Below are 24669 nucleotides of genomic sequence, written 5' to 3' on the forward strand. Positions count from 1 at the left end.
ACTCTGATAAAAACAAGTTTCACGGTGACTTTTAATTCTTTATTTATTGAATTTTCATGATGTTATGCGACGTTAACAACGTGGAGGAGGAGAGCGAGGGACGCTAGTTTTAGATATTTTATGACGAAGTTGTCATTTTTGAACTCTAACTGCTCGGTATTAAGATTGGCTAACGTTCTTAAGTTCGGTTTTTCCGAGTTAATTGCTCATTTGGCTTGGGTTTGTTATAAACAACGACCAGATAAAATTGAGTGTCCTTATCATGTTTCACCTCAACTACAATCATCTTTACTACTTCTGGATGGTATGCAAGCAGGGATCGGTCACTAAAGCTGCAGAAGCACTCTTCTTGACTCCGCAAACCGTCACTGGGCAAATTAAGGCTTTTGAAGAGCGCATGGATGGTAAGCTTACTAAGCGTAATGGTCGTAGCATTGAACCGACAGAACTTGGGCAACTGGTTTTTAAATATGCTGACCGGATGTTCGGCTTAAGTTATGAGATGCTCGATATTGTCAATTATAGTCAGCGCTCTAATCTGCTGTTTGATGTAGGAGTGGCGGATGCCCTCTCTAAACGGCTTGTCAGTAAAATACTGATGACGACGGTCCCGGCCGATAGCAGTATCCACTTGCGTTGTTTTGAATCGACCCATGAAATGTTGTTAGAGCAACTTTCACAACACAAATTGGATATGATTCTCTCTGATTATCCCGTCGATTCCAGCCAAAGCCCGGGCCTGTTCAGCAAAAAACTGGGTGAGAGTCACATGAGTTTTTTTTGTTCAGGCAATGTTGAAAATGTCTCTTTTCCCGCCATTTTAGAGCAGAGAAAGTTGTTGATACCGGGAAGCCGAACCGCGATGGGGCGTAATCTATTGCAATGGTTTGACCGTCAAGGCCTGAAGCCGAATATTCTGGGGGAGTTTGATGATGCGGCATTGATGAAAGCTTTTGCGCGTTATCATCATGATGCAATTTTTTTAGCGCCCTCAATCTATGTGACTGAAGTTGGTGATGATCTTCCTTTGCAACTCATCGGTCAGATTGATGATTTAAAAGAAGAGTACTACGTCATTTTTGCTGAGAGGATGATCCAACACCCAGCAGTGAAAAATGTTTGCGATGCAGATTTTAATAATTTGTTTGTATGATGCTTTCACTACTAACGATAAATAGATTATTATCTCATTATCTAGCAATATTATTAATTATCGCTTGCCAAGTAATACTAATCTAAACTGGTTATACGCCTTCTGATGCCGTTATTGACGCTCTATTGAATGGTTGCCGTCATAAACGGTATAACAATTAAACTACATAGAAAAAGGTACTAACCTTACTTATAAACTCATAACCTGTTGGGTTAAGGAAGATGCAAACTTGTGATGCGTTTGATGTAAGAAGTTGTTCCAAGGGAGCTTATTCATGAACCTACAAGAAATGGAAAAAAATTCCGCTAAAGCAGTGGTGTTGTTAAAGGCTATGGCTAACGAAAGACGCCTACAAATATTGTGTTTATTACACAATCAAGAACTGTCGGTTGGTGAGCTATGTGGGAAATTAGAATTGAGTCAATCGGCACTTTCGCAGCATCTTGCTTGGTTAAGAAGAGATGGGTTAGTGGATACAAGAAAAGAAGCTCAGACGGTTTACTACACACTCAGCAGCCATGAGATCAAGGCGATGATTGAGTTGTTACACGGTTTATACTGCCGCTAGTGTTTTGAAAAATACACAATCCGAAATTATGTTTCAGTAACATAGTTCGGATTTTTTATATTAAAATTAGAGTAAATACTTTACTTGACACTGCGGATATAAAAAAACCGGCCTTAGCCGGTTTTTATTTTCGCGTGGAACCAAGTCTAAATTATAGAGCTTTGATTGCTGCAGCGAAACGAGACTTATGGCGAGCAGCTTTGTTCTTGTGAACAAGACCTTTAGTCGACATACGGTCAAGGATTGGTGTAACTGCAGCAAATGCAGCAGTTGCAGCTTCTTTATCGCCAGCTGCGATAGCTGCGATGGTTTTCTTCATGTAAGTGCGCATCATAGAACGACGGCTAGCATTATGCTGACGACGTTTCTCAGCTTGGATAGCGCGCTTCTTAGCAGATTTACTATTTGCCAAGGGTCTAACTCCCAAAAACTTAGTTCGGTGACAATTTAAGGGCGGGGAATATCCCTTATTTGCTCTCAATTGTCAAATGATTTGTGCAAAAACCGTTCTAGGCCAAACAAATTTTGGTATAGGAAGGTCATCGCGGTTAAGATGCGGGGATTCTAACAGTATTTTTTTTCCAATGCTAATACTTATCTGATCTCGCACTGACATTCCTTATGTGTTGCTGTGGATAATGACGTTTTGGCTTGTTTTTCGAGGTAATAGTGAGCAAACGCCTACTCAAATCTGGCTTGATTGTCAGTGCTATGACGTTGATTTCTCGTGTGTTGGGCCTAGTTCGTGACGTAGTTGTTGCGAATTTGATGGGGGCAGGTGCGAGTGCCGATGTTTTTTTCTTTGCTAATAAAATTCCTAACTTTTTACGTCGGCTATTTGCCGAAGGGGCGTTTTCTCAAGCGTTTGTTCCAGTACTGACCGAATACCATTCATCCGGAGATATCAATAAAACACGCGAGCTGATCGCTAAAGCATCTGGCACATTGGGGGTTATTGTCACTTTAGTGACTGTTGTGGGGATCTTATGCTCTGGTGCGGTCACGGCACTGTTTGGGGCTGGTTGGTTTTTAGATTGGCTTTATGATGGTCCTGATGCGCATAAGTTTGAGCTTGCGAGTTTATTATTAAAAATCACTTTTCCTTACTTATGGTTCATCACTTTTGTTGCTTTATCAGGAGCGATTCTCAATACCCTGGGCAAATTTGCCGTCTCTTCTTTTACCCCTGTATTTTTGAATGTGATGATCATCGGTTGCGCTTGGTTTTTGTCGCCGCACTTACAGCAACCGGAAATTGGCTTGGCGATTGGCGTCCTTCTTGGGGGATTGGTCCAGTTTCTATTTCAAATTCCATTTTTGCTCAAAGCAGGTTTATTGGTTTGGCCTCAATGGGGTTGGAATGAACCGGGGGTTGTGAAAATTCGCACCTTGATGTTGCCCGCTCTTTTTGGGGTATCGGTCAGTCAAATTAACTTATTGCTGGACACCTTCATTGCCAGCTTCTTACAAACGGGCTCCATCAGCTGGCTTTACTATTCAGACCGTTTGCTAGAATTTCCGTTAGGCTTATTTGGTATTGCGATCGCTACCGTTATTTTGCCTGCATTATCCCGTAAACATGTTGATGCCCACAGCGAAGGATTTTCGCAAACTATGGATTGGGGTATTCGTATGGTTTGTCTGCTCGGTTTTCCTGCGATGTTAGGCCTGATTGTGTTGGCAAAACCGATGCTTATGGTGCTATTTATGCGAGGTGAGTTTACCCCGAATGATGTCAATCAAACGGCGTTGTCACTCTATGCATTTGGTTTGGGCTTGATCAGTTTTATGCTGATCAAAGTGCTTGCACCAGGGTACTACTCTCGGCAAGACACCAAAACGCCAGTTCGCTATGGCATTATCGCCATGATCTCTAATATGGTCTTCAATGCGCTTTTAGCGTGGCATTTAAGTTATGTTGGCTTGGCGTTAGCTACGTCATTATCTGCTTTTATCAACATGGCACTGCTTTACAGAGGGTTACATGTGCAAGGGGTGTATCAAATCACCCGTAAAACTATTGGTTTTATTATTCGCTTAATGGTGGCCAGCAGTGCGATGGTTGTGGTCATTGTTTGGCAATTGGAAGAAATGTCAACGTGGCTAGAGTGGAGTCTGACACAGAGGGCTACATCATTGGTGATGTTGATCAGTATCGGTGCGGTCAGTTATTTGCTTTGCCTAGCCGTACTTGGCGTGCGTTTAAAAGACTTAAAAGCGGCGACAGATTAATGGTGATTAGTATATAATCCGTCGGTTTCGCACCTTGCTAATTGAGAACTATAGGTTTTAAGTATTTTCTAATGGAATTGATTCGCGGCATTCACAATATCAAGCCACAGCATCATGGCTGTGTATTAACCATCGGAAACTTTGATGGTGTTCATTTAGGACATCAGCAAGTTTTGAAGCAAGTATCCAAGAAAGCGCAATTATTGGGTTTACCTTCGGTGGTCATGACGTTTGAACCGCAGCCATTAGAATTATTTGCCAAGCACAATGCACCAGCTCGGTTAACTCGATTACGTGATAAATTTGTGCAATTGAACAAGCAGTCGGTTGACAGATTGTTATGTGTGAATTTTAACCAGCACTTTGCTAATTTAACGGCAGAAGCTTTTATTCGTGACTTGTTGGTCGCTCAGTTGGGTGTTAAGTTTCTGGTGATTGGTGATGATTTTTGTTTTGGTAAAAATCGCCAAGGTAATTTCAGTATGCTGCAGCAAGCTGGACAACAGTTTGGTTTTGAGGTGGTAAGTACCCACAGTTTTTGCTTGCAACAACAGCGGGTGAGTAGTACTGCTATTCGTAACGCTTTAGCAAGCGATGACTTAGTGTTAGCTAAGCAGATGCTCGGTCGTGATTACGGTATCAGTGGTCGAGTGTCGCATGGTCAAAAGTTAGGGCGAACCATTGGTTTCCCTACAGCGAACATTCCGCTTAAGCGCTGTGTTTCACCGGTCTCTGGTGTTTACGTCGTCAATGTCTATGGCCTTGATAACTCGCCCATCGGAGGAATTGCCAATATTGGTAATAGGCCAACAGTCAACGGGGTTCGCCAACAACTTGAAGTACACTTGTTTGACTTTCATGCCAATTTATATGGCAAACAGCTAGAAGTGGCACTTTTACATAAGCTTCGAGATGAAAAGAAATTTGAATCTTTTGGAGCGTTAAAGCAACAAATTGAATTGGATGCTGATGCGGCAAGGGTGTGGTTGCATCAGCTAAAGAATTAGTCGGATTATTCCACCGATTAATATCATGTCTAACGTCGCCCAATATAACGGAATTAAGAATCGATGAGTGATTATAAAGATACCCTGAACCTACCTGAAACAGGGTTTCCAATGCGTGGCGATCTGGCTAAACGTGAGCCAGAAATGTTAAAGCGTTGGTATCAAGAAGATCTTTACGGCGAAATCCGTAAAGCCAAAAAAGGCAAAAAATCTTTCGTATTGCACGATGGCCCTCCTTATGCCAACGGTGATATTCATATTGGTCACGCACTGAATAAGATTCTTAAAGACATTATTATCAAATCGAAAACCTTATCCGGTTTTGACGCGCCTTACATCCCAGGTTGGGACTGTCACGGCCTACCTATCGAATTGATGGTAGAGAAAAAAGTCGGCAAACCGGGCCAGAAAGTGACTGCGGCTGAGTTTCGTGAAAAATGCCGTGAATATGCAGCAGGTCAAGTGGAAGGCCAGAAAGAGAGCTTTAAGCGTTTGGGCATCATGGGTGAGTGGGATAAACCTTATCGCACCATGGATTTCGCCACCGAAGCGAACATTATTCGCGCATTGGGTAAAATTGCCGATAAAGGGCACCTGCTGAAAGGTTTCAAACCTGTTCACTGGTGTACTGATTGTGGTTCAGCACTGGCTGAAGCGGAAGTTGAGTACAAAGATAAAGTGTCACCTTCGATTGACGTACGATTCAAAGCAGCCGATGAAGCGGCGCTGCTTGAAAAGTTCACGCTCGCGGCTGATCACGTCGGCCACGGTGAAGTGTCGATTGTCATTTGGACAACCACACCTTGGACCTTGCCAGCTAACCGCGCAGTCTGCTTACGTGATGATCTTGAATATGTTTTGCTGCAAATTGAAGCAGACGGTGAACGCTCTGCTGAACGCATTATCGTTGCGTCAGAACTTGCAAAAAGTGTCATGGATCGTGCTGGCATCAGTCATTACCACAACCTTGGTTTTTGCCGAGGCGCAGACCTTGAACTAATGCCTTTTGATCATCCATTTTACGCATTTACTGTGCCTGCGATTTTGGGTGAGCACGTAACTACTGAATCGGGTACTGGCGTCGTTCATACTGCACCTGGTCATGGTCAAGAAGACTTCGTGGTCGGTCAGCAATACGGCCTTGAAGTAGCCAACCCTGTCGGTTCAAACGGCGTATATCTAGCAGACACCGAGCTATTTGCTGGTCAACATGTGTTTAAAGCTAATGACTCTGTACTTGAAGTACTGAAAGAAAAAGGTGCTTTGTTGCACCACCATGCCTACGAGCATAGCTATCCTCATTGCTGGCGTCATAAAACCCCAATCATTTTCCGTGCAACACCACAATGGTTTGTCTCTATGGAGCAAGCCGGTCTGCGCGCCCAAGCTCTAGAATCGATCAAAGGTGTACAATGGATGCCGGAATGGGGTCAAAGCCGCATCGAAGCAATGATTGAAGGTCGTCCTGAATGGTGTATTTCTCGTCAGCGTACTTGGGGTGTACCGATTGCGCTATTTGTGCATAAAGAGACGGCAGAACTTCATCCTAATAGCCCTGCGCTGATTGAAACAGTGGCGCAATTGGTAGAACAAAAAGGGATTCAAGCGTGGTGGGATGTCGACACTGCTGAGATCTTGGGCGAGGAAGATGCCAAGCATTACGAAAAAGTACTCGATACACTGGATGTGTGGTTCGACTCTGGTGTGACTCACTACGCCGTTGTTGATAAGCGTGAAGAGTTCAATGGCCACGGTGCAGATCTGTACCTTGAAGGTTCAGATCAGCATCGTGGTTGGTTCCAATCTTCATTGATTTCATCGGTAGCAATGAAAGGTGCTGCGCCTTACAAACAAGTATTGACGCATGGCTTTGTGGTCGATGGTCATGGCCGCAAGATGTCAAAATCAATCGGCAACGTGGTTGCGCCAAAAGATGTCACCAATAAACTGGGTGCAGACATCTTGCGTCTATGGGTTGCATCGACTGATTACACTGGCGAAGTGGCGGTTTCTGACGAAATTCTAAAACGTTCGGCGGATGCTTATCGCCGTATCCGTAATACAGCACGTTTCTTCTTAGCTAACCTCAATGGGTTTAACCCAGCAACGGATATGGTTGCAGCAGATGAGATGGTGTCGCTGGATCGCTGGGCTGTAGGCCGTGCCTTTGCGGCGCAACAAGAAATTGTCAAAGCATATGAAGAGTATAATACGCATGGCGTGATCCAACGCTTGATGCACTTCTGCTCAATTGAAATGGGTTCGTTCTACCTTGATGTGATTAAAGATCGCCAATACACCGCTAAACAAGGTGCACATGCACAGCGTAGCTGTCAAACGGCGCTGTATTACATCGTTGAGGCTTTGGTTCGTTGGATGGCACCGATCATGTCATTTACGGCTGATGAAATTTGGAACGAAATGCCAGCGATGCAAGCTAACGGCGAGCCGCGTGAAAAGTTTGTCTTCACGGGTGAGTGGTTTGAAGGTCTGTTTGGGTTAACTGAAGGCGAAGAGTTGAACAATGAATTTTGGGCAGAGATGCAAAAAGTTCGTAGCTCGGTGAACAAGTTGCTTGAAACTGCTCGTAGTGAAAAAATCATTGGTGGCTCATTACAAGCTGAAGTGGTGCTGTTTGCTGATGACGCTTTAGTGGCTCAGTTAAACAAGCTTGAAGATGAACTGCGTTTTGTACTGCTGACATCAAAAGCGATAGTGAAGCCTCTGGCTGAGAAAAGCGATGCGGCACAAGCAACGGAAACTGCAGGTTTGTTTGTGTTGGTGAGCGCAACCGAAGCAGAGAAGTGCGATCGCTGTTGGCATCATACTCCTGACGTTGGCACTATCACTGGTCATGAAACTATTTGTGGCCGTTGTGTGTCGAACGTGGATGGTGAAGGCGAAGTTCGTAAGTTCGCTTAATAATATTGGGATTCAATATGGCAGAGCAGACGCTTACTTGGAAACAATCAGGAGTTCGCTGGCTATGGCTAGCGCTTCTGGTCTTTACCCTTGATGTCGGTATAAAGCTGATGGTCATGGATAACATGGGGTATGGTTGGGCAAATCGCATCGAAGTAATGCCTTTTTTTAACCTACTTTATGTACATAACTATGGTGCGGCATTTAGCTTTTTAGGCGATCAAGCGGGTTGGCAACGTTGGTTGTTTACCGCTATCGCCTTTGCGGTGACGGGGCTCCTCACTTACTGGATGAGTAAGCTGCCTGCGCAAGAGAAGTGGCATAATATCGCTTATGCCATGATTATTGGTGGCGCAATCGGCAACGTGTTTGATCGTATCGTGCACGGTTTTGTGGTTGATTATCTTGATTTCTACTGGGGCAATTATCACTGGCCAGCGTTTAACTTGGCTGACAGTGCCATTTGCCTTGGTGCAGCAATGATTATCCTTGATGGCTTTCGTAAAAAAGACGATGCGCACTCATAATGGCTAAAATAGTTGAATAACCCTAAGCGCTGTCTGTTGATTCAGGTGGCGCTTTTTGTTTACTCTTCATCTCTAAAAATACGGTGGCGATAGGCGTACTAAAAACGGGCATTTTTATGTCGTTATGGATGCCTTGTCTCCACACTAAAAATAAATAAAGAGAAATCACGTGACGACAATAAAAGCAAACAGTGCGGTAACCCTACACTTCACCATTAAATTAAAAGATGGCTCTATTGCGGATAGCACTCATAATATGGGCAAACCAGCGAAATTGGTTATTGGTGATGGCAGTCTAAGCGACAATTTTGAGTTGTGCTTAATCGGTCTGAGTGCCGGAGAATCCAAAACCATTGAGTTAAAAGCCGAAGACGCGTTTGGTTTGTCTAACCCAGATAACATCCACCATATGGATCGCGCCAAATTTGCCGGTAATACTGAGGTGGAAGTTGGCACGATTATGGCGTTTAGTGGCCGCGATGGCTTAGAAATTCCTGGCATTATCACCGCTATTGCGGGCGATTCGGTAACGGTTGATTTTAACCACCCACTTGCAGGACAAGATGTCATTTTTGATGTTGAAATTTTGTCTGTAGAATAATTGGCAACTTGCGATAACCCTATTCAATGAGCAATGAAATGAAAATATTGTTAGCCAACCCTCGTGGTTTTTGCGCCGGTGTTGATCGTGCGATCAGCATTGTTGAACGCGCACTTGAGCTGTATCAGCCTCCGATTTATGTACGACATGAAGTGGTGCATAACCGCTTTGTGGTGGAAGGGCTGAAGCAGCGCGGGGCCATTTTTGTTGAGGACTTACACGAAGTACCTGATGACAATATTGTGATCTTTTCTGCTCATGGCGTTTCGCAAGCAGTGAGACTTGAAGCGAAAGCGCGTGCATTAACCGTGTTTGATGCCACTTGCCCTTTGGTGACTAAAGTGCATATGGAAGTGGCTCGAGCCAGTCGCCGCAGTATGGAAGTAGTGCTGATTGGCCATGCAGGTCATCCTGAAGTGGAAGGAACCATGGGCCAATACGCCAGTAAAAAAGGCGGCATGTACTTGGTTGAAAAACCGGAAGATGTTGAATCACTAAAAGCTATCGTTAAAGATCCGACTAATTTACATTATGTTAGCCAAACCACCTTGTCGGTGGATGAAACAGCCGATGTGATTGATAAATTGCGTGAAGTGTTTCCTGATATTCAGGGACCACGTAAAGATGATATCTGTTACGCGACACAAAACCGCCAAGATGCGGTGCGTCAACTTGCATTGGATGTTGATTTGGTGGTGGTGGTGGGCTCGAAAAACTCATCAAACTCTACGCGTTTAAAAGAATTGGCGGAAAAGCTCGGAACGCCGGGTTACTTGATTGATTGCCCTGAAGATATTGATCCAACGTGGTTTGATGGTAAGAAAACCGTTGGCGTCACGGCCGGTGCATCGGCACCCGAAGCATTAGTGAATCAGATCCTAGATCGTATTAAAGAGCTTGGTGCTCAATCGGTTGAAGAAGTGCTTGGACGAGAAGAGAACATGTTTTTTGAAGTGCCCAAAGAGCTGCAAATCAAGCAAATCGACTAGTCAATAAAAAGTATTTGAATTAGACGTACCAATAAAAGAAGAAGGGCTTCCAGATGGAAGCCCTTTTCTATAACGCAAGCGAAGCGTCATTCACACTATGCAGTTTCTGTGACTGCTTTCGGTTTTTCTTCATCGGTAAGTTCGATGTCGCCTTTACCTTTGGAGATTCTAATTACATATACGGTTACGGACAGTGAGAACAAAATACCGGCAATGGTTGATGCTTGCATCGGTAAGCCAAAGCCTAATGCACTGTTATTAAGAATGAAGGTAGCACAAACCGTGGTCATAAACATCGCGGGGATAGTCGCAATCCAATGCAGTTTGTTATGGCGTAGTAAATAGGCGGAAGCGGTCCAAAGCATCATTACTGCTGTGGTTTGGTTGGCAAAACCGAAGTAGCGCCAAATAATACCGAAATCCACTTGAGTGAGAATGGCACCCAAAACAAACAGCGGCAGTGCCATGAACAAGCGATTACGCAGTGTTTTTTGTTCCATATTGAAATATTCAGCCAAGATTAAACGGCTAGAGCGAAATGCAGTGTCGCCAGAGGTGATGGGTAGGATAACCACACCCAAGAAGGCGATGATGCCGCCAAACACACCTAATAAGCCAAAGGATGCGCTGTACACAACGTTACCTGGGCCGCCGTTTTTCACTGCTTCTGATAATCCTTCCAATGAGCCAAAGAAAGAGAGTGCAATCGCACACCAGATAAGTGCGATAATGCCTTCACCAATCATGGCACCGTAAAACACGAAGCGGCCATTTTTTTCATTTTCCATACAGCGAGCCATCAATGGCGACTGAGTTGCATGGAAACCAGAGATAGCACCGCAAGCAATCGTGATAAAGAGCGCAGGCCAAAGTGGTAGGTCGTTCGGGTTCATGTTGCTGAACATGTCGCTCATTTCAAAACCGCCCATCACAGTGTGTTCACTGGAAAGCGCAATCGCGGTCATTAAGCCAACCGACATAAAGATCAACAATGCGCCGAACAGTGGGTAGAAGCGGCCGATGATTTTATCGACAGGAACGATGGTGGCAAGAATGTAGTAAGCGAAAATGATCACCACCATTGAGGTCATGCTCACCGTTAGACTCGTTTGCTCGTTAATCAGATTGGTGATCATCCCCGCAGGCGCAGAAACGAAAACAACCCCCACAAGCAGTAACAGTACAATGGCAAAAATGTTCATAAAATGTTTGGCGCCATTGCCTAGGTAACGGCCGGTAATGGTGGGCACTGAAGCGCCGCCATTGCGTACCGACAACATGCCTGAAAAGTAGTCATGCACCGCACCTGCAAAAATACAGCCGACGACAATCCACAACATTGCCGCAGGACCATAGAGTGCGCCCATGATTGGGCCGAAAATTGGGCCTACGCCAGCAATATTAAGCAATTGTACCAAGTAGACTTTTTTGGTCGACATAGGAACATAGTCCACGCCATCACTCATGGTGTGGGCCGGTGTTTTACGGTTCTCGTTAATACCAAATACTTTTTCTACAAAAGCGCCGTAGATAAAGTATCCGGCCAGTAGGGCTGCGACACAGGTAAGAAACCACATCATAGCAATTGTCCTTTATGAATGAATTAAGCTCACTGTGGATAATAAAGGGCTCTGTGACGAGAAACATCTGCTTTTCCAGTGAGCGGCACTATAGCCAGTTAAGTGGCTATTTCACACAATAAGTGGTTTAAGGCTCGTCTCATCATCTGGATCAATAATGCTTTGCTGCTGGGAGGCAATGAGTGGCATCTTACAAGCAATCTGCTAGGCTAATTGAATGAAAATAAGAACTTAAGGACAACAATGAAAAAATTAAGTGTATTGTGCGCTGCTATATTGATTATTGGGTGTGCGGCCTCTGATGCTGAATTAGCACAAAACGGAGATTGGCAACAAATTGGTTATCAAGATGGAGTCACAGGTCATACTCAGCGCAGCTATAAAAAGCTTTCTGAGCTGGGTTTGGTGCAACAAGCCGATTACGAAGCGGGATACGTTAAAGGGCTAAGCGAGTATTGTAACCCCAATTTCGCCTATCAAATTGGATTGTCAGGACTATATTATGAAGGTGCGTGCGAAGGAACCGAGCAAGCACAGCGCTTTCGCATGGAATGGCAACGAGGTTGGAATGAGTTTTCTAATTAACCCACCTATTGATGGGTTATCCATTTAAGATATCGCTATTAGAGAAAATATATGCATGAAGAGTTTATTGCTTTAGCTATTGCAGCCATTGGCGTTCTTGGTTTGACGTGCCAGTGGTTAGCATGGAAGTTGCGTCTTCCTGCTATTTTATTTTTATTAATTGCGGGCATTGTCGTTGGTCCGTTGACTGGGTGGTTAGAACCTCAGCAGCTATTGGGAGAATTATTATTCCCTTTGATTTCTCTTGCGGTTGCGGTGATTTTGTTTGAGGGTAGCCTCACACTCAACTTCAAAGATATTCGCGGCGTCAACCACACTGTGTGGAGCATTGTGTCGCTTGGAGCCCTAGTTTCATGGGGAATAACCAGCGTTGCGTCGTATTATTTATTGGACTTTGATTGGTCACTTGCGCTGCTGTTTGGCAGTTTGACCGTAGTTACCGGGCCGACCGTCATAGTACCGCTGCTACGTACCGTACGGCCAAATGCTCGACTTTCCAATATATTGCGCTGGGAAGGAATACTCATCGACCCGTTGGGTGCACTGTTTGTGGTGATGGTGTATGAGTTTATTATCTCTAGCAGTGAAGCGCATAGCTTATACGTTTTCTCTTTAATTATTGGTGTTGGTTTAAGTATAGGAGCGGCCGCTGGCCAAGCCGTCGCTGTCATATTGAGGCGAGGCATGTTGCCTGAATATTTACAGCCTTTTGCTGTATTGGCTGTGGTACTTGGAGTCTTTTCCGCTTCTAACGCCATCGAGTCAGAGTCTGGCTTACTGACGGTGACGGTGATGGGGATGTGGCTGGCAAATGCTAAAAACGTCAATATTCAGCATATTCTTCATTTCAAAGAAAACCTGACTATTTTGCTAATCACTGGCCTCTTTATCCTTTTGGCTGCACGCATCGAGCTGGCTGATTTCCAAGCATTAGGGTGGAGTGCATTGCTGTTGTTGGTGGTAATACAGTTAGTTTCCCGTCCGATGTCCATTTTTATTGCAACCGTGCGCAGCTCATTATCTTTCAAAGAGAAAGCTTTTTTGGCTTGGGTGGCGCCTCGCGGTATTGTGGCTGCTTCTATTTCTTCTCTATTTGCTATCAAACTGACAGCGGCAGGTGTAGAGGGAGCGACACTATTAGTGCCTTTAACGTTTATGGTCATTATTGGAACGGTGATTTTACAAAGTGCGACGGCGCGTCCTATTGCAATGGCATTGAAGGTGGCAGAACCTGCTCCGCGTGGTTTTTTGATTATTGGTGCGAATGACGTCGCTCGAGCGCTTGGAAAGGCGTTTGCGAAATATGATTGTCGCGTTGTGCTCACCGATTCTAACTGGGACTACATTAGTCAGGCGCGAATGGCGGGGCTAGCCAATTATTATGGTAATCCGATATCAAGCCACGCCGATGAATATTTAGATTTGATTGGTATTGGTCATGTGGTTGCACTTAGCCCTGATAAGCATTTCAATATTATGGCTTGCATGCATTTTCTCAGTGATTTCGGTGAAAAACGCGTATTTTGTTTGAACGATCATGCCAATGACAATAGTAGCGATAAACACAAAGTGGCTCAGGAATATCACGGTTTATCACTTTTTAATGGTGAAGTGAGTTATAAAAAATTAGCCAGTTTGATCAACCAAGGTGCAGAAATTAAGCACACAAAACTGAGCGAAAGTTTCACCTACCAAGATTATCTCCAGCAGAACAAAGAACATTTTGTTTTGCCACTGTTTATGGTGAACGTCAAAGGCCGTATCCAGATGCACCATTCTATTCAGGAGTTTTTACCTACGGAAGGTGAAATAGTCGTCTCGTTGATCAAACAGAGCCAGAGCCACTAGCGGCTCTCGTGTTCGCTTTCCATTGCCCGGCGAAGAAAACCATCAGACTCAGTCAATTTATCCATAGCTTCTGCATAACTTAACCCCGTCAAGTGCATCAATATCGCTACTTTTACATTGTTGTTGCTTTGGGCTAATAAGTATTCAGCCTCAGCGCGTTCACAGTCGGTTGCTTGCATCACAATTCGCACCGCTCTGGCGATGAGTTTTCGGTTAGTGGCCTTAACATCGACCATTAAATTTTGGTAACTCTTACCAAGACGGATCATGCTAGCGGTGGTGAGCATGTTGAGTACCAGCTTCTGCGCTGTACCGGATTTTAAGCGCGTTGAACCGGTCAGAGCTTCTGGCCCAACGACAGGGCTAATGGCTATTTGCGCCAATTCTGCAATCGGGGAATCCGGGTTACATGATAGGGCAATGGTTGTCGCGCCCAAATCATTAGCATACTCCAAGGCACCGATGACATAAGGTGTTCGCCCACTAGCGGCAATGCCAACAACCACATCTTGATCCGTAAAATGAATACTTTTGAGATCTTGAATGCCGAGTTCTGCGCAATCTTCCGCCCCTTCTTTAGCACTGAACATGGCCTCTTTCCCACCGGCAATCAAACCAATCACCATCTGATCGCTAACCCCAAATGTTGGAGGGCACTCTGATGCATCAAGAACGCCTAATCGACCACTGGTTCCTGCGCCAATGTAGATTAATCGACCACCATGTTTGAATGCATAGGTAATTCGATCCACGGCTAAGGCGATCTCCGGAAGGACTTTTTCGACGGCCAGCGGAACGTGCTTATCTTGTTGATTGAGCCGTTCTACAATTTCTTGTGCTGATAGTAAGTCAATATCCATTGTGTCAGGGTTGCGACCTTCGGAAATAAGGTGAGAAAGCGCAGAGAGCAGCGCGTCATTAGTCATACCATTCCTTACTTATTAATGAGTAAAATAGACCACACCCAACGAAGCGAGAGCGCTTGCTCCGGTTACTTCTGGTAGATTGCTGGGTAAATTATGCAGACGACGTTGAGCAAGCCAAGCAAAAGCCATCGCTTCCATGTAGTCACTATCCACCCCTTTATCGCTGGTGGGCATGATGCGCCAGTGTGCTAAATGGGCCTGCAAACGTTCAACCAATAGCGGGTTACGGGCACCTCCCCCACACAGCAGCAATTCCGGCGCTGGCCCACATTGGTAGTGTGCGACTTGCGTGGCGATGGTGAGTGCTGTGTATTCACAGAGTGTACGTTGCACATCTTCTGCTGCTAACGAAAACTCAGCCAATATCTGCTGAAGCCAAGGGAGATTAAACAGCTCGCGACCCGTACTTTTCGGTGCATTCAACGCAAGGTACGGCTCTTGATTGAGACGTTCGAGTAGTGGTTGGTGTACCTTTCCCGATCTCGCCCACATGCCATTATCATCAAACTTATGGCCTGTCTGTTCAAAGCACCACGCATCCATCAACATATTGCCCGGGCCCGTATCGTAGCCTAATACTTTTTGCTGCGGCCGCAGTACCGAAATATTAGCGATGCCGCCAATATTGAGTACTACAACGCTCGAATCGGTTGATTTGAAAATGGTGTCGTGAAATGCAGGGACTAATGGAGCTCCTTGGCCGCCGAGCGCCATATCTTTGCGACGAAAATCAGCCACCGTGTCGATGCCAGTTTTGCTGCTGATAATATTGGCATCACCGAGTTGCATCGTAAAAGGCGTATTACCGTTGGGTTGATGAAAAACCGTTTGGCCATGGCAGCCAATCGCGCGAATATCGCACGCTTGATAGCCTGATTGAGCCAGTAAAGCGATGACTGCATCAGCAAACAGATGGCCGAGCAAGTGGTCTAACTCGCCAATCTCTTGCACATTGGTTGATTGCCCAATACAGACATTCAGCAAACGCTGTTTGAGATCTTCTGGCATTGGGAAATCAGCGTGAGCCAATAAACGAATTTGGTTGCCATCCATTTCGACCAGCGCTGTATCGACACCATCCATGCTGGTGCCAGACATCACACCAATGTAGCGTTCAATGCTCTTCATTCGCTTCTCCTTCAACTCAAAAACAAAATCATTGTAATAGAAATTCAAAGCGAATAACCTCGTTAAATTAACTGTTTAAGTAAATTTTTGGAGTGAGCATGGGACCGTTGTGGCTAGATGTGGCAGGCTGTGAATTGAGCGCTGAAGACAAAGAGATTCTTGAGCATCCCACTGTCGGCGGGGTCATTCTTTTTGCGCGTAATTATCACGATAACGCGCAGTTGCTTGCGCTTAATAAAGCGATTCGCCATGCAGCAAAACGTCCGATTTTAATTGGTGTCGATCAAGAAGGTGGGCGAGTACAGCGTTTTCGTGATGGGTTTTCGCTGATCCCTGCCGCGCAGCAGTATGCCAAGCAGAATAATGGTGAAGCATTAGCTCGCCAAGGTGGCTGGCTGATGGCGGCGGAGTTGATTGCTCATGATATTGATCTCAGCTTTGCTCCTGTATTGGATAAAGGTCATGCGTGTAAAGCGATTGGTAATCGTGCTTTTGGTGATGATGTACAGAGCATCATTCGCCACAGTTCAGCCTATATGCAAGGTATGAAAGAGGCTGGCATGGCAACAACAGGTAAACACTTTCCCGGTCACGGCGGTGTAATCGCTGACTCGCATCTTGAGACGCCCTATGATGAGCGCAGCACGGTGATGGAAGAGGACATGGCAATATTCAAAGCGCAGATTGAAGCTGGAGTGCTCGATGCCATGATGCCTGCGCATGTGATTTATCCTCACTATGATGATCAACCTGCCAGCGGCTCTGCGTTTTGGTTGAAGCAAGTACTTCGCCAGCAGTTAGGTTTCAAAGGATTAGTCTTTTCTGATGATTTAACAATGGAAGGGGCATCTGTCATGGGCGGTCCTGCCGAGCGCGCGCATCAATCGCTAGCCGCTGGATGTGACATGATTTTAGTGTGCAATCAACGCGCAGCTCAAATTGAAGTATTGGATAATTTGCCGATTTTGGACGTGCCAGCGGCTGAGTCTCTACTCAAACGTCGTGCTTTTAATCTTCCTCAACTGCAAAGCACTGAACAGTGGAAACAAGCCTCAGAAGCGATGAAACGACTGCTTGGTGAGTAAAAAAATGGCGCTGTGCGTGAAAGCTTCAGCGCCGTTATTTTCTATTCGTTGCGGTTAGTGAAAACCCAGAACTTCTTTTAAATTTTTTAGATAACGTCGGCTGACGGGCACTTTGTGATCACTAAGGGTGATGATTTCCGCCAGCCCATTGTCCAATAATTTGATCTCTTTAATGGCCCTAGTATTGATTAAATACTGGCGGTGACAACGAACCAGTGGCGTTCTTTCTTCCAAAATTTTGAGCGTTAATTGGCTGGTGGCTCGTTGTAAATGGGTTTGCACATGAACACCACTGATGTCGCTCAAAGCAAACTCGACATCTTTGGTGGCAATGATCACAATTCGATTTAATCCAATGCAGGGAACTTGATCTAACCCTGCTGGTGATAAAATTGAAAAATCCTGCTTTTTGTGCCCTTGGCGAACTAAACGTTGCAGCGTTTTCTTTAAGCGCTCAGGGTCAACCGGCTTGAGTAGGTAATCAAATGCATTTTCCTCAAACGCTTGCAGCGCATACTGATCATAAGCGGTGACAAACACCACATTGGGCATCGTATCTGGGTCAAGCATCCCTAGCAGCTCAATGCCAGTAACTTGTGGCATTTGGATGTCGAGAAACACCACGTCTGGCTTTAGCTGATTGATTTTTTTTAACCCTTCGATCGCATTACTGGCGTGACCAATCACATCAACATCGCCCGTCTCTTCTAGTAGCTCAGTCAGTTCTTCCCGAGCGAGCAGTTCGTCATCAATAACCAGTGCCGATAGCATGTTATTCCCTTAGTTAAATCCTTGATGAGGAATGAGAAAGCTCATTCGTGTGTATTGATTAGCCAATACTTCCGTTTTTAGTGCGGCTTGTTCGCCAAATTTATTAGTTAAGCGTTTATTGACAATTTGCATGCCTAAACCATCGTAATCTTCATTCGGAGCTTGGTAACTGCCCGCATTATCTTCCACTACAATTTTGTATCCTTCCGTTTGCGCTTGGCTGTAGATTCGTACCCGTCCGCCTTCTAACAAGTTAGAGGTGCCGTGCTTTATCGCATTTTCTACCAGTGGCTGTAGAGTAAAACTGGGTACATTGCGCTCAAGCAGTAATGCATCATCGATGGCAATATCCACTTCAAGGCGATCGGCAAAACGCGCTTGTTCTATGGTTAAGTAGGCTTTGACATGTGCTAATTCTTCTTTAAGAGTCACTGTCTCAATATTTTGTTTGAGGTTACTACGAAAGAAGTGCGAAAGATGCTGGATAAGTTCTCGCGCTTTGTAGGGATCACGGCGGGTGATAGCACTAATGGTATTGAGCGCATTAAACAGAAAGTGGGGGTTGACTTGAGCATGCAGCAGTTTGATCTCGGCGCGAGAAAGCAGCATCTGCTTTTGCTGGTATTCGCCGTACAGAATTTGGCTCGACAGTAATTGTGCAATCCCTTCAGCCATTGACATGTTAATGGTTGAAAAAAGTTTACGCTTCGGCTCGTACAGCTTTATGGTTCCAATTACGCGATCACCTGCTCTAAGTGGAATGATTAACGCTGAACCGAGTTTGCAGTTTTTAGAGAGTGAGCATTGATAAGGGGAATCTTTTCCGTCGAGGTAAATAATGCGGTTTTTGGTGATCGCATCGAGTGTACTTTGTGATGAGATCGGCGTATTGGGTTTGTGGTGGTCATCACCGATACCGATAAACGCGAGTATTTTTTCTCTATCGGTGATGGATACCGCGCCAACATTGGTCATTTCGTAAACAATTCGAGCGACTTTACCTGCATTGTGTGGATTAAAACCGTTGGCCAAAATGCCAACTGAACGCTCAGCAATATTCAGTGCGCGACGAGAAAAGGTGGCGGAGTACTCTTCAAAAATGGTTTTTCTGTCTTGTAAAATGCTCATGAATAGCGCTGCGCCGACTGAGTTAGCTATGATCATGGGCGCGGCGATGGTCGAGACTAAGGCGTACGCATCAACAAACGGTTTAGCGACTAACAAAATTACCAACATTTGCACGATTTCAGCAAACAGTGTTACGGCAAAAACAATGCTGGGGCTAAACAGGAGTCGCCCTTTGCCCTTTCTCAGTAAATAGGTGTGCAGCAATCCACCAATCAACCCTTCTGCAGTGGTTGAAATGGCGCATGCCACATCGGTAAAACCGCCTAAAGTGTAGCGATGCATACCGCCAGTAAATCCAACCGCAAACCCCACAATGGGGCCACCAAATAACCCACCCATGACGGCACCTATCGCCCGCGTATTGGCAATCGCATCGTTGATCTGCAAACCAAAATAGGTGCCCATGATGCAAAAGAGGGAAAACAAAACATAGGTACTGATTTTGTGGCTAATTCGACTGGAAATGTTAAGCAGCGGCAAGAAAATGGGTGTTTTGCTCAACATATAAGCGAGAACGAGGTAAACACACATCTGTTGCAGTAAGGAAAGAATTAAATCCATGTCAAAAACCCGTTGGTTTGGTGATCCCCTTTTCACTTGAAGCTACAGTGGTATTGGCTTTGTTCATTTTCCTAAGCGTAGAGTTTTCTATATACATTAGGATTTATGTACGGATGGCCAGACTGTAACACCAATCTCTTTGGGTATGATTTACGATTCATCCTCATTATTTTAGGTGAGATAGAGAGAATAAAATACGCGTCAGCTTATATTTTTTGCTTTAATAGAAGATAAATACACATGTAATTTTGTTTTTACACATAATGTTTTTTTAAATTTACACTTGAAATGTTTTTAAAGCCTGTTAATTTGTCTTTTATTGGTGTTTAGGTATGCAATAAGATTTTATGTAAACAAATAATTACAGGTGATGAGATGCAAAAAAGTGAACTAAGTAATATTAATATCAGTGATGAGCAAGTGCTGATCACTCCGGAACAATTAAAAGCTAAGCTGCCGCTCAGTCATCAAGCTCGCCAGTTCATTCAACACTCTCGTCAGACAATTGCCAATATTATCCATAAAAAAGATCACCGTTTACTGGTGGTGTGCGGTCCTTGCTCTATTCATGATATTGATGCGGCAAAAGAGTACGCAAAGCACTTGAAATCACTCTCAGAGCAGTTGAGTGATCAACTGTACATTGTCATGCGTGTTTACTTTGAAAAGCCGCGTACAACGGTTGGCTGGAAAGGTCTGATTAACGATCCTCATCTTGATGGCAGTTTTGATATCGAACATGGTTTACACGTTGGTCGTCAATTGTTAGTTGAGCTAGCTGAGATGGAGATCCCTCTGGCGACCGAAGCGCTTGATCCGATCAGCCCTCAATATTTAGCCGATACATTCAGTTGGGCTGCGATTGGTGCACGCACTACGGAATCCCAAACACACCGGGAAATGGCCAGTGGTTTGTCGATGCCGATTGGGTTTAAAAACGGCACCGATGGCAATTTAGCAACGGCAATCAATGCGATGCAGGCGGCATCATCCAGCCACCGCTTTATGGGCATTAATAGTGAAGGGCAAGTGGCCTTACTTACCACTCAAGGCAACCCAAATGGACATGTCATTTTACGTGGCGGTAAGCAAACCAACTACGATTCAGTGTCGGTCACCGAGTGTGAGCAAGAGATGGCAAAACATAAATTGGATGCCTCGTTAATGGTGGACTGCAGCCATGCTAATTCACGTAAAGATTACCGTCGTCAGCCGTTAGTCGCTGAAGATGTGATTCATCAAATTCGTGAAGGAAATCAGTCTATTATTGGTTTGATGATTGAAAGTCACCTCAATGAAGGTAATCAATCTTCTGACCTTCCTCGCAACGAAATGGAATACGGTGTATCGATTACGGATGCCTGTATTAATTGGTCATCAACTGAGGCACTATTACGACATGCTCATCAAGAGCTCGTTCCGTTCTTAGAAAATCGCCTAAAAAAAGGTGAATAAAGGGAAGTGCCATGGCTGTTGAACTTAACGAATTACGTGATCAAATTGATGCTGTCGATAAACAAATGGTCGAGCTGCTTGCACGCCGATTAGCTTTGGTTGAAAAGGTGGGGGAAGTCAAGAGCCGACATGGTCTACCGATTTATGCTCCTGATCGAGAAGCGGCGATGCTGGCTTCTCGCCGCGCTGAAGCGGAAAGAAAAGGCGTCCCGCCACAACTGATTGAAGATATTTTGCGCCGTACTATGCGTGAATCTTATGCCAGTGAAAAGGATTCTGGCTTTAAGTGCTTAAATCCAGAGCTGCGCTCTGTGGTGATTATTGGCGGTCATGGTCAACTTGGTGGCTTATTTGGCCGTATGTTCAAACTGTCGGGCTATCAGGTGAAAGTATTAGGCAGTAAAGATTGGCATCAAGCCGATGAGATACTGCATGATGCCGGTTTGGTTGTAGTGACGGTTCCTATTCACTTAACTGTCGGTGTGATTGAAAAACTTGCTCATTTGCCTGCCGATTGTATTTTGTGCGACCTCACATCGATTAAGTCTAAGCCTCTACAGGCGATGCTTAAAACACACTCTGGCCCAGTGGTTGGATTACACCCAATGTTTGGCCCAGATGTCCCTAGTATGGCCAAGCAAGTGATCGTCTATTGCGATGGGCGAGGAGAAGAGAGTTATCAGTGGTTGCTAAAACAGTTTTCGATATGGGGAGCGAGTTTGTGCCAGATTGATGCCGCAGAACACGATCACGGCATGACCTTGATCCAAGCACTGCGTCACTTCACTTCGTTTGTATACGGTTTACATCTTTCTAAAGAAAATCCGAATATCCAAAAATTACTGCAGCTGAGTTCACCGATTTATCGTTTAGAACTGGCGATGGTTGGACGGCTTTTTGGTCAAGACCCTCACTTGTATGGCGATATCATTTTCTCATCGGAAGAGAACGTTGAGATGATAAAACGTTTTCATGCTTGTTTTGGCGAGGCGTTAACCTTACTTGACGGGCGTGAGAAGCAAGCTTTTGTGGAAAACTTTAGCAAAGTGAGTGATTGGTTTGGCAGTTATTCACAACAATTTATGCTTGAAAGTCAAAACCTGTTAAAACAAGCGAACGATGCCATTCATCGTGTTTAAGGCTGTCTGAACGGCGAGTGCGGTTGTTGTGAATACGGCCGCCGCTCATTCTTCCGGTTCATCCCCTAAATCAGACAAGTATTCCAGTTCGCGATGGAGCAAACTTTCATCACCCATGTTCAATTCAACTAAACGTTTCAAATGGCCAATACTTTCAATATCAATGTGATTGATGCTGACACGAATAATGTTGTTTTGAATGTGGATCAACTTGGCGACTAGATTAATAGTGACATCGCTGTCTGGTAGTGTGAAATGGACTTGTGCCATTTCATTGAGCACTAATTTGTCCGCGTCAGGGCATGAGAGCAATAGTCCATGCAGCGACAAATCTTGAATCGTTGTGGTGACGGTATGTTTACCTTGCAATAAGGTGGCAGGCATCTGATAGATGATGCGTGAAAAGCGACGTCTTTCAATCATGGTACTCTCTCTTGTTGAGCGTTGACCTGTGCCAGCTTCGGCTCTGTATCGATCATTGAAAAATTATACCCATTAAGTTTAGACCTAATTGAAGGCAGTGTCGCGAATCCTGCATCTTGTTGTGTGATGCGTGATGTACAAGTAACAAAAAGGCCGCAATAGATTGCGGCCAAAGACTTCAAATACAGAGTTATTTGGTCATACGCTTGTATTTAATGCGGTGTGGTTCAGCCGCTTGAGCGCCCAACGTCTGTTTTAACCACTCAGTGTATTCGCTGTAGTTGCCTTCATAGAATTTCACTTCACCTTCATCACGGTAGTCCAGAATGTGGGTCGCAATACGGTCTAGGAACCAACGGTCGTGCGAGATAACCATGGCGCAACCTGGGAATTCCAGCAGCGCTTCTTCCAATGCGCGTAGCGTTTCAACATCCAGATCGTTGGTTGGTTCGTCGAGTAATAGGACGTTGCCGCCAGCTTTAAGCAATTTGGCTAAGTGAACACGGTTGCGCTCACCACCCGATAGCTGACCGAGCACTTTTTGTTGATCGACGCCTTTGAAGTTAAAGCGAGAGCAGTAAGCACGCGCAGGAATTTCAAAATTGTTGATCTTGATAATATCCGCCCCTTCAGAGATCTCTTGGAAGACGGTATTTTTGTCGTTCATGCTGTCACGGAACTGATCAACCGAGGCTAATTTCACGGTTGCACCCAATTCAATTTCACCAGAATCTGGTTGCTCTACGCCACTTAGCATTTTAAACAGCGTTGATTTACCCGCACCGTTAGCACCGATGATGCCGACAATCGCTCCTTTCGGCATGCTAAATGACAAATTATCAATCAGTACACGATCACCAAACGATTTGGTTAAGTTACGAACTTCCAATACTTTGTCACCTAAACGTTCGCCCGGCGGGATGAAGAGTTCGTTGGTTTCATTACGTTTTTGATGTTCAGTATTATTAAGTTCTTCAAAGCGTGCCATACGTGCTTTGGATTTTGCTTGGCGGCCTTTCGGGTTTTTACGAACCCATTCCAGCTCTTTTTCAATCGTTTTTTGGCGAGCACTCTCTTGAGATGATTCTTGCTTTAAGCGTTCATCTTTCTGTTCGAGCCACGAGGTGTAGTTACCTTGCCAAGGAATGCCTTCACCGCGGTCAAGTTCTAAAATCCAACCAGCAGCATTATCAAGGAAGTAACGGTCGTGGGTGATGGCGACGACTGTGCCTGAATAGTCGACAAGGAAGTGCTCTAGCCAAGCAACAGATTCCGCGTCTAAGTGGTTGGTTGGTTCGTCAAGCAGCAGCATGTCTGGTTTTTCAAGTAGCAAACGGCAGATCGCCACACGGCGGCGCTCACCACCAGACAAAACGGCAATTTTAGCATCCCATTCTGGTAGACGAAGTGCATTGGCCGCACGTTCTAAAGCGTTCTCTAAATTATGGCCATCTTTGGCTTGAATCAGAGCCTCGAGCTCACCTTGCTCTTTGGCTAACGCATCAAAATCGGCGTCGGGTTCTGCATATGCCGCATAAACAGCATCGAGGCGAGTTAGTGCGCCAGCCACATCAGAAACGGCCTCTTCCACCACTTCACGCACGGTTTTTGATTCATCCAGTACTGGTTCTTGAGGCAAGTAGCCGACTTTCAATCCTGCTTGCGGGCGTGCTTCCCCATCAATATCAGTATCGATGCCAGCCATGATACGTAACAGGGTGGATTTACCTGAACCATTGAGACCTAAAACACCGATTTTAGCTCCAGGGAAAAAGCTCAGAGAGATGTCTTTGAGAATTTGACGCTTAGGCGGGACAATTTTACTCACCCGCGACATGGTATATACGTATTCAGCCATTGCCGATTGTTCCTAATCTTAGTAACAGAAGAAAGTGGTCATTTTATACCAAAGCGATCGCATTTGTTACTAGGTACCTAATTTTTAGAGCTTAGATGGTGTTTTTCATCGATAAAAAAGTAACGAAACATTAAGTTACTAAGTTCATATGTCGCACTTTTATGAATTTAATATTATTTACAT

Annotated in this window: 21 protein-coding genes; 13 read left to right on the forward strand and 8 right to left on the reverse strand. The window is 45.0% G+C overall.

Going from position 1 to position 24669, the window contains the following annotated elements:
• Positions 1 to 262: 262 nt before the first annotated feature.
• The gene (nhaR, locus tag AACQ79_RS17715) at positions 263 to 1153 is read left to right on the forward strand and encodes a transcriptional activator NhaR (RefSeq protein WP_094123986.1); all 891 of its coding nucleotides are present in this window, start codon (positions 263 to 265) and stop codon (positions 1151 to 1153) included.
• Between the two features lie 274 nt (positions 1154 to 1427).
• Positions 1428 to 1721 (forward strand): ArsR/SmtB family transcription factor, encoded by a 294-nt coding sequence (locus tag AACQ79_RS17720; RefSeq protein WP_026028082.1) that lies wholly within the window; start codon positions 1428 to 1430, stop codon positions 1719 to 1721.
• Between the two features lie 151 nt (positions 1722 to 1872).
• Here the strand turns inward: AACQ79_RS17720 and rpsT are convergent, their stop codons facing one another.
• Positions 1873 to 2133: a 30S ribosomal protein S20 gene (gene rpsT / locus AACQ79_RS17725; protein ID WP_026027444.1), complete on the reverse strand. Its 261-nt coding sequence runs from the start codon at positions 2131 to 2133 to the stop codon at positions 1873 to 1875.
• 257 nt (positions 2134 to 2390) lie between these two features.
• Here rpsT and murJ point away from each other — a divergent pair, with 257 nt between their 5' ends.
• From murJ to ispH, 6 genes are all read left to right on the forward strand, one after another.
• On the forward strand, positions 2391 to 3953 hold the full coding sequence (gene murJ / locus AACQ79_RS17730; RefSeq protein WP_170899469.1) for a murein biosynthesis integral membrane protein MurJ: 1563 nt from the start codon (positions 2391 to 2393) through the stop codon (positions 3951 to 3953).
• Positions 3954 to 4024: 71 nt separating this feature from the next.
• The gene (gene ribF, locus AACQ79_RS17735; RefSeq protein ID WP_026028079.1) at positions 4025 to 4960 is read left to right on the forward strand and encodes a bifunctional riboflavin kinase/FAD synthetase; all 936 of its coding nucleotides are present in this window, start codon (positions 4025 to 4027) and stop codon (positions 4958 to 4960) included.
• A gap of 63 nt (positions 4961 to 5023) precedes the next feature.
• Positions 5024 to 7882: an isoleucine--tRNA ligase gene (gene ileS / locus AACQ79_RS17740; protein ID WP_019282735.1), complete on the forward strand. Its 2859-nt coding sequence runs from the start codon at positions 5024 to 5026 to the stop codon at positions 7880 to 7882.
• Between the two features lie 17 nt (positions 7883 to 7899).
• Positions 7900 to 8409 carry a signal peptidase II gene (gene lspA, locus AACQ79_RS17745; RefSeq protein ID WP_026028078.1) on the forward strand — a complete coding sequence of 170 codons (510 nt, stop codon included), beginning with the start codon at positions 7900 to 7902 and terminating at the stop codon, positions 8407 to 8409.
• A gap of 169 nt (positions 8410 to 8578) precedes the next feature.
• Positions 8579 to 9010, forward strand: coding sequence for an FKBP-type peptidyl-prolyl cis-trans isomerase (fkpB, locus tag AACQ79_RS17750; RefSeq protein ID WP_013857554.1), 432 nt, complete (start codon positions 8579 to 8581; stop codon positions 9008 to 9010).
• A 26-nt stretch (positions 9011 to 9036) separates the two neighbouring features.
• A complete protein-coding gene (gene ispH / locus AACQ79_RS17755; protein ID WP_013857553.1) occupies positions 9037 to 9999 on the forward strand; it encodes a 4-hydroxy-3-methylbut-2-enyl diphosphate reductase in 963 nt (320 codons plus the stop codon).
• Positions 10000 to 10094: 95 nt separating this feature from the next.
• Here the strand turns inward: ispH and AACQ79_RS17760 are convergent, their stop codons facing one another.
• On the reverse strand, positions 10095 to 11579 hold the full coding sequence (locus tag AACQ79_RS17760) for a carbon starvation CstA family protein (protein WP_094164864.1): 1485 nt from the start codon (positions 11577 to 11579) through the stop codon (positions 10095 to 10097).
• Between the two features lie 243 nt (positions 11580 to 11822).
• Between AACQ79_RS17760 and AACQ79_RS17765 the strand changes: the two genes are divergently transcribed.
• Together AACQ79_RS17765 and AACQ79_RS17770 are read left to right on the forward strand one after the other, a co-directional pair.
• Positions 11823 to 12164 carry a DUF2799 domain-containing protein gene (locus AACQ79_RS17765; RefSeq protein ID WP_170899470.1) on the forward strand — a complete coding sequence of 114 codons (342 nt, stop codon included), beginning with the start codon at positions 11823 to 11825 and terminating at the stop codon, positions 12162 to 12164.
• A gap of 51 nt (positions 12165 to 12215) precedes the next feature.
• Positions 12216 to 14012, forward strand: a complete 1797-nt coding sequence (locus AACQ79_RS17770; RefSeq protein WP_170899471.1) for a cation:proton antiporter — start codon at positions 12216 to 12218, stop codon at positions 14010 to 14012.
• Here the strand turns inward: AACQ79_RS17770 and murQ are convergent.
• Entirely contained in the window at positions 14009 to 14938 is a 930-nt protein-coding gene (gene murQ / locus AACQ79_RS17775) for an N-acetylmuramic acid 6-phosphate etherase (RefSeq protein WP_170899472.1), read from the reverse strand. The two genes, AACQ79_RS17770 and murQ, sit on opposite strands and share 4 nt — an antisense overlap.
• 15 nt (positions 14939 to 14953) lie before the next feature.
• Positions 14954 to 16066 carry an anhydro-N-acetylmuramic acid kinase gene (locus tag AACQ79_RS17780; protein WP_026028077.1) on the reverse strand — a complete coding sequence of 371 codons (1113 nt, stop codon included), beginning with the start codon at positions 16064 to 16066 and terminating at the stop codon, positions 14954 to 14956.
• Positions 16067 to 16164: 98 nt separating this feature from the next.
• On the opposite strand from AACQ79_RS17780, the gene nagZ reads away from it, so the two are divergent.
• A complete protein-coding gene (nagZ, locus tag AACQ79_RS17785; RefSeq protein ID WP_038220500.1) occupies positions 16165 to 17151 on the forward strand; it encodes a beta-N-acetylhexosaminidase in 987 nt (328 codons plus the stop codon).
• A 54-nt stretch (positions 17152 to 17205) separates the two neighbouring features.
• Here nagZ and btsR read toward each other — a convergent pair whose 3' ends face one another.
• Positions 17206 to 17922, reverse strand: a complete 717-nt coding sequence (gene btsR / locus AACQ79_RS17790) for a two-component system response regulator BtsR (RefSeq protein ID WP_017046291.1) — start codon at positions 17920 to 17922, stop codon at positions 17206 to 17208.
• 9 nt (positions 17923 to 17931) lie between these two features.
• Entirely contained in the window at positions 17932 to 19611 is a 1680-nt protein-coding gene (locus AACQ79_RS17795) for a sensor histidine kinase (RefSeq protein WP_170899473.1), read from the reverse strand.
• A 375-nt stretch (positions 19612 to 19986) separates the two neighbouring features.
• On the opposite strand from AACQ79_RS17795, the gene AACQ79_RS17800 reads away from it, so the two are divergent.
• Both AACQ79_RS17800 and tyrA read left to right on the forward strand, forming a co-directional pair.
• On the forward strand, positions 19987 to 21066 hold the full coding sequence (locus tag AACQ79_RS17800) for a 3-deoxy-7-phosphoheptulonate synthase (protein WP_170899474.1): 1080 nt from the start codon (positions 19987 to 19989) through the stop codon (positions 21064 to 21066).
• An 11-nt stretch (positions 21067 to 21077) separates the two neighbouring features.
• The gene (tyrA, locus tag AACQ79_RS17805) at positions 21078 to 22205 is read left to right on the forward strand and encodes a bifunctional chorismate mutase/prephenate dehydrogenase (protein ID WP_017043283.1); all 1128 of its coding nucleotides are present in this window, start codon (positions 21078 to 21080) and stop codon (positions 22203 to 22205) included.
• A 45-nt stretch (positions 22206 to 22250) separates the two neighbouring features.
• Here the strand turns inward: tyrA and AACQ79_RS17810 are convergent, their stop codons facing one another.
• Positions 22251 to 22628: a PilZ domain-containing protein gene (locus AACQ79_RS17810; protein WP_013857542.1), complete on the reverse strand. Its 378-nt coding sequence runs from the start codon at positions 22626 to 22628 to the stop codon at positions 22251 to 22253.
• A gap of 190 nt (positions 22629 to 22818) precedes the next feature.
• A complete protein-coding gene (gene ettA / locus AACQ79_RS17815; RefSeq protein ID WP_010319161.1) occupies positions 22819 to 24486 on the reverse strand; it encodes an energy-dependent translational throttle protein EttA in 1668 nt (555 codons plus the stop codon).
• Between the last annotated feature and the right edge of the window lie 183 nt (positions 24487 to 24669).

Origin of the sequence: Vibrio sp. 3-2(1), assembly GCF_963887575.1 — a bacterium.
Classification (GTDB): domain Bacteria; phylum Pseudomonadota; class Gammaproteobacteria; order Enterobacterales; family Vibrionaceae; genus Vibrio; species Vibrio anguillarum.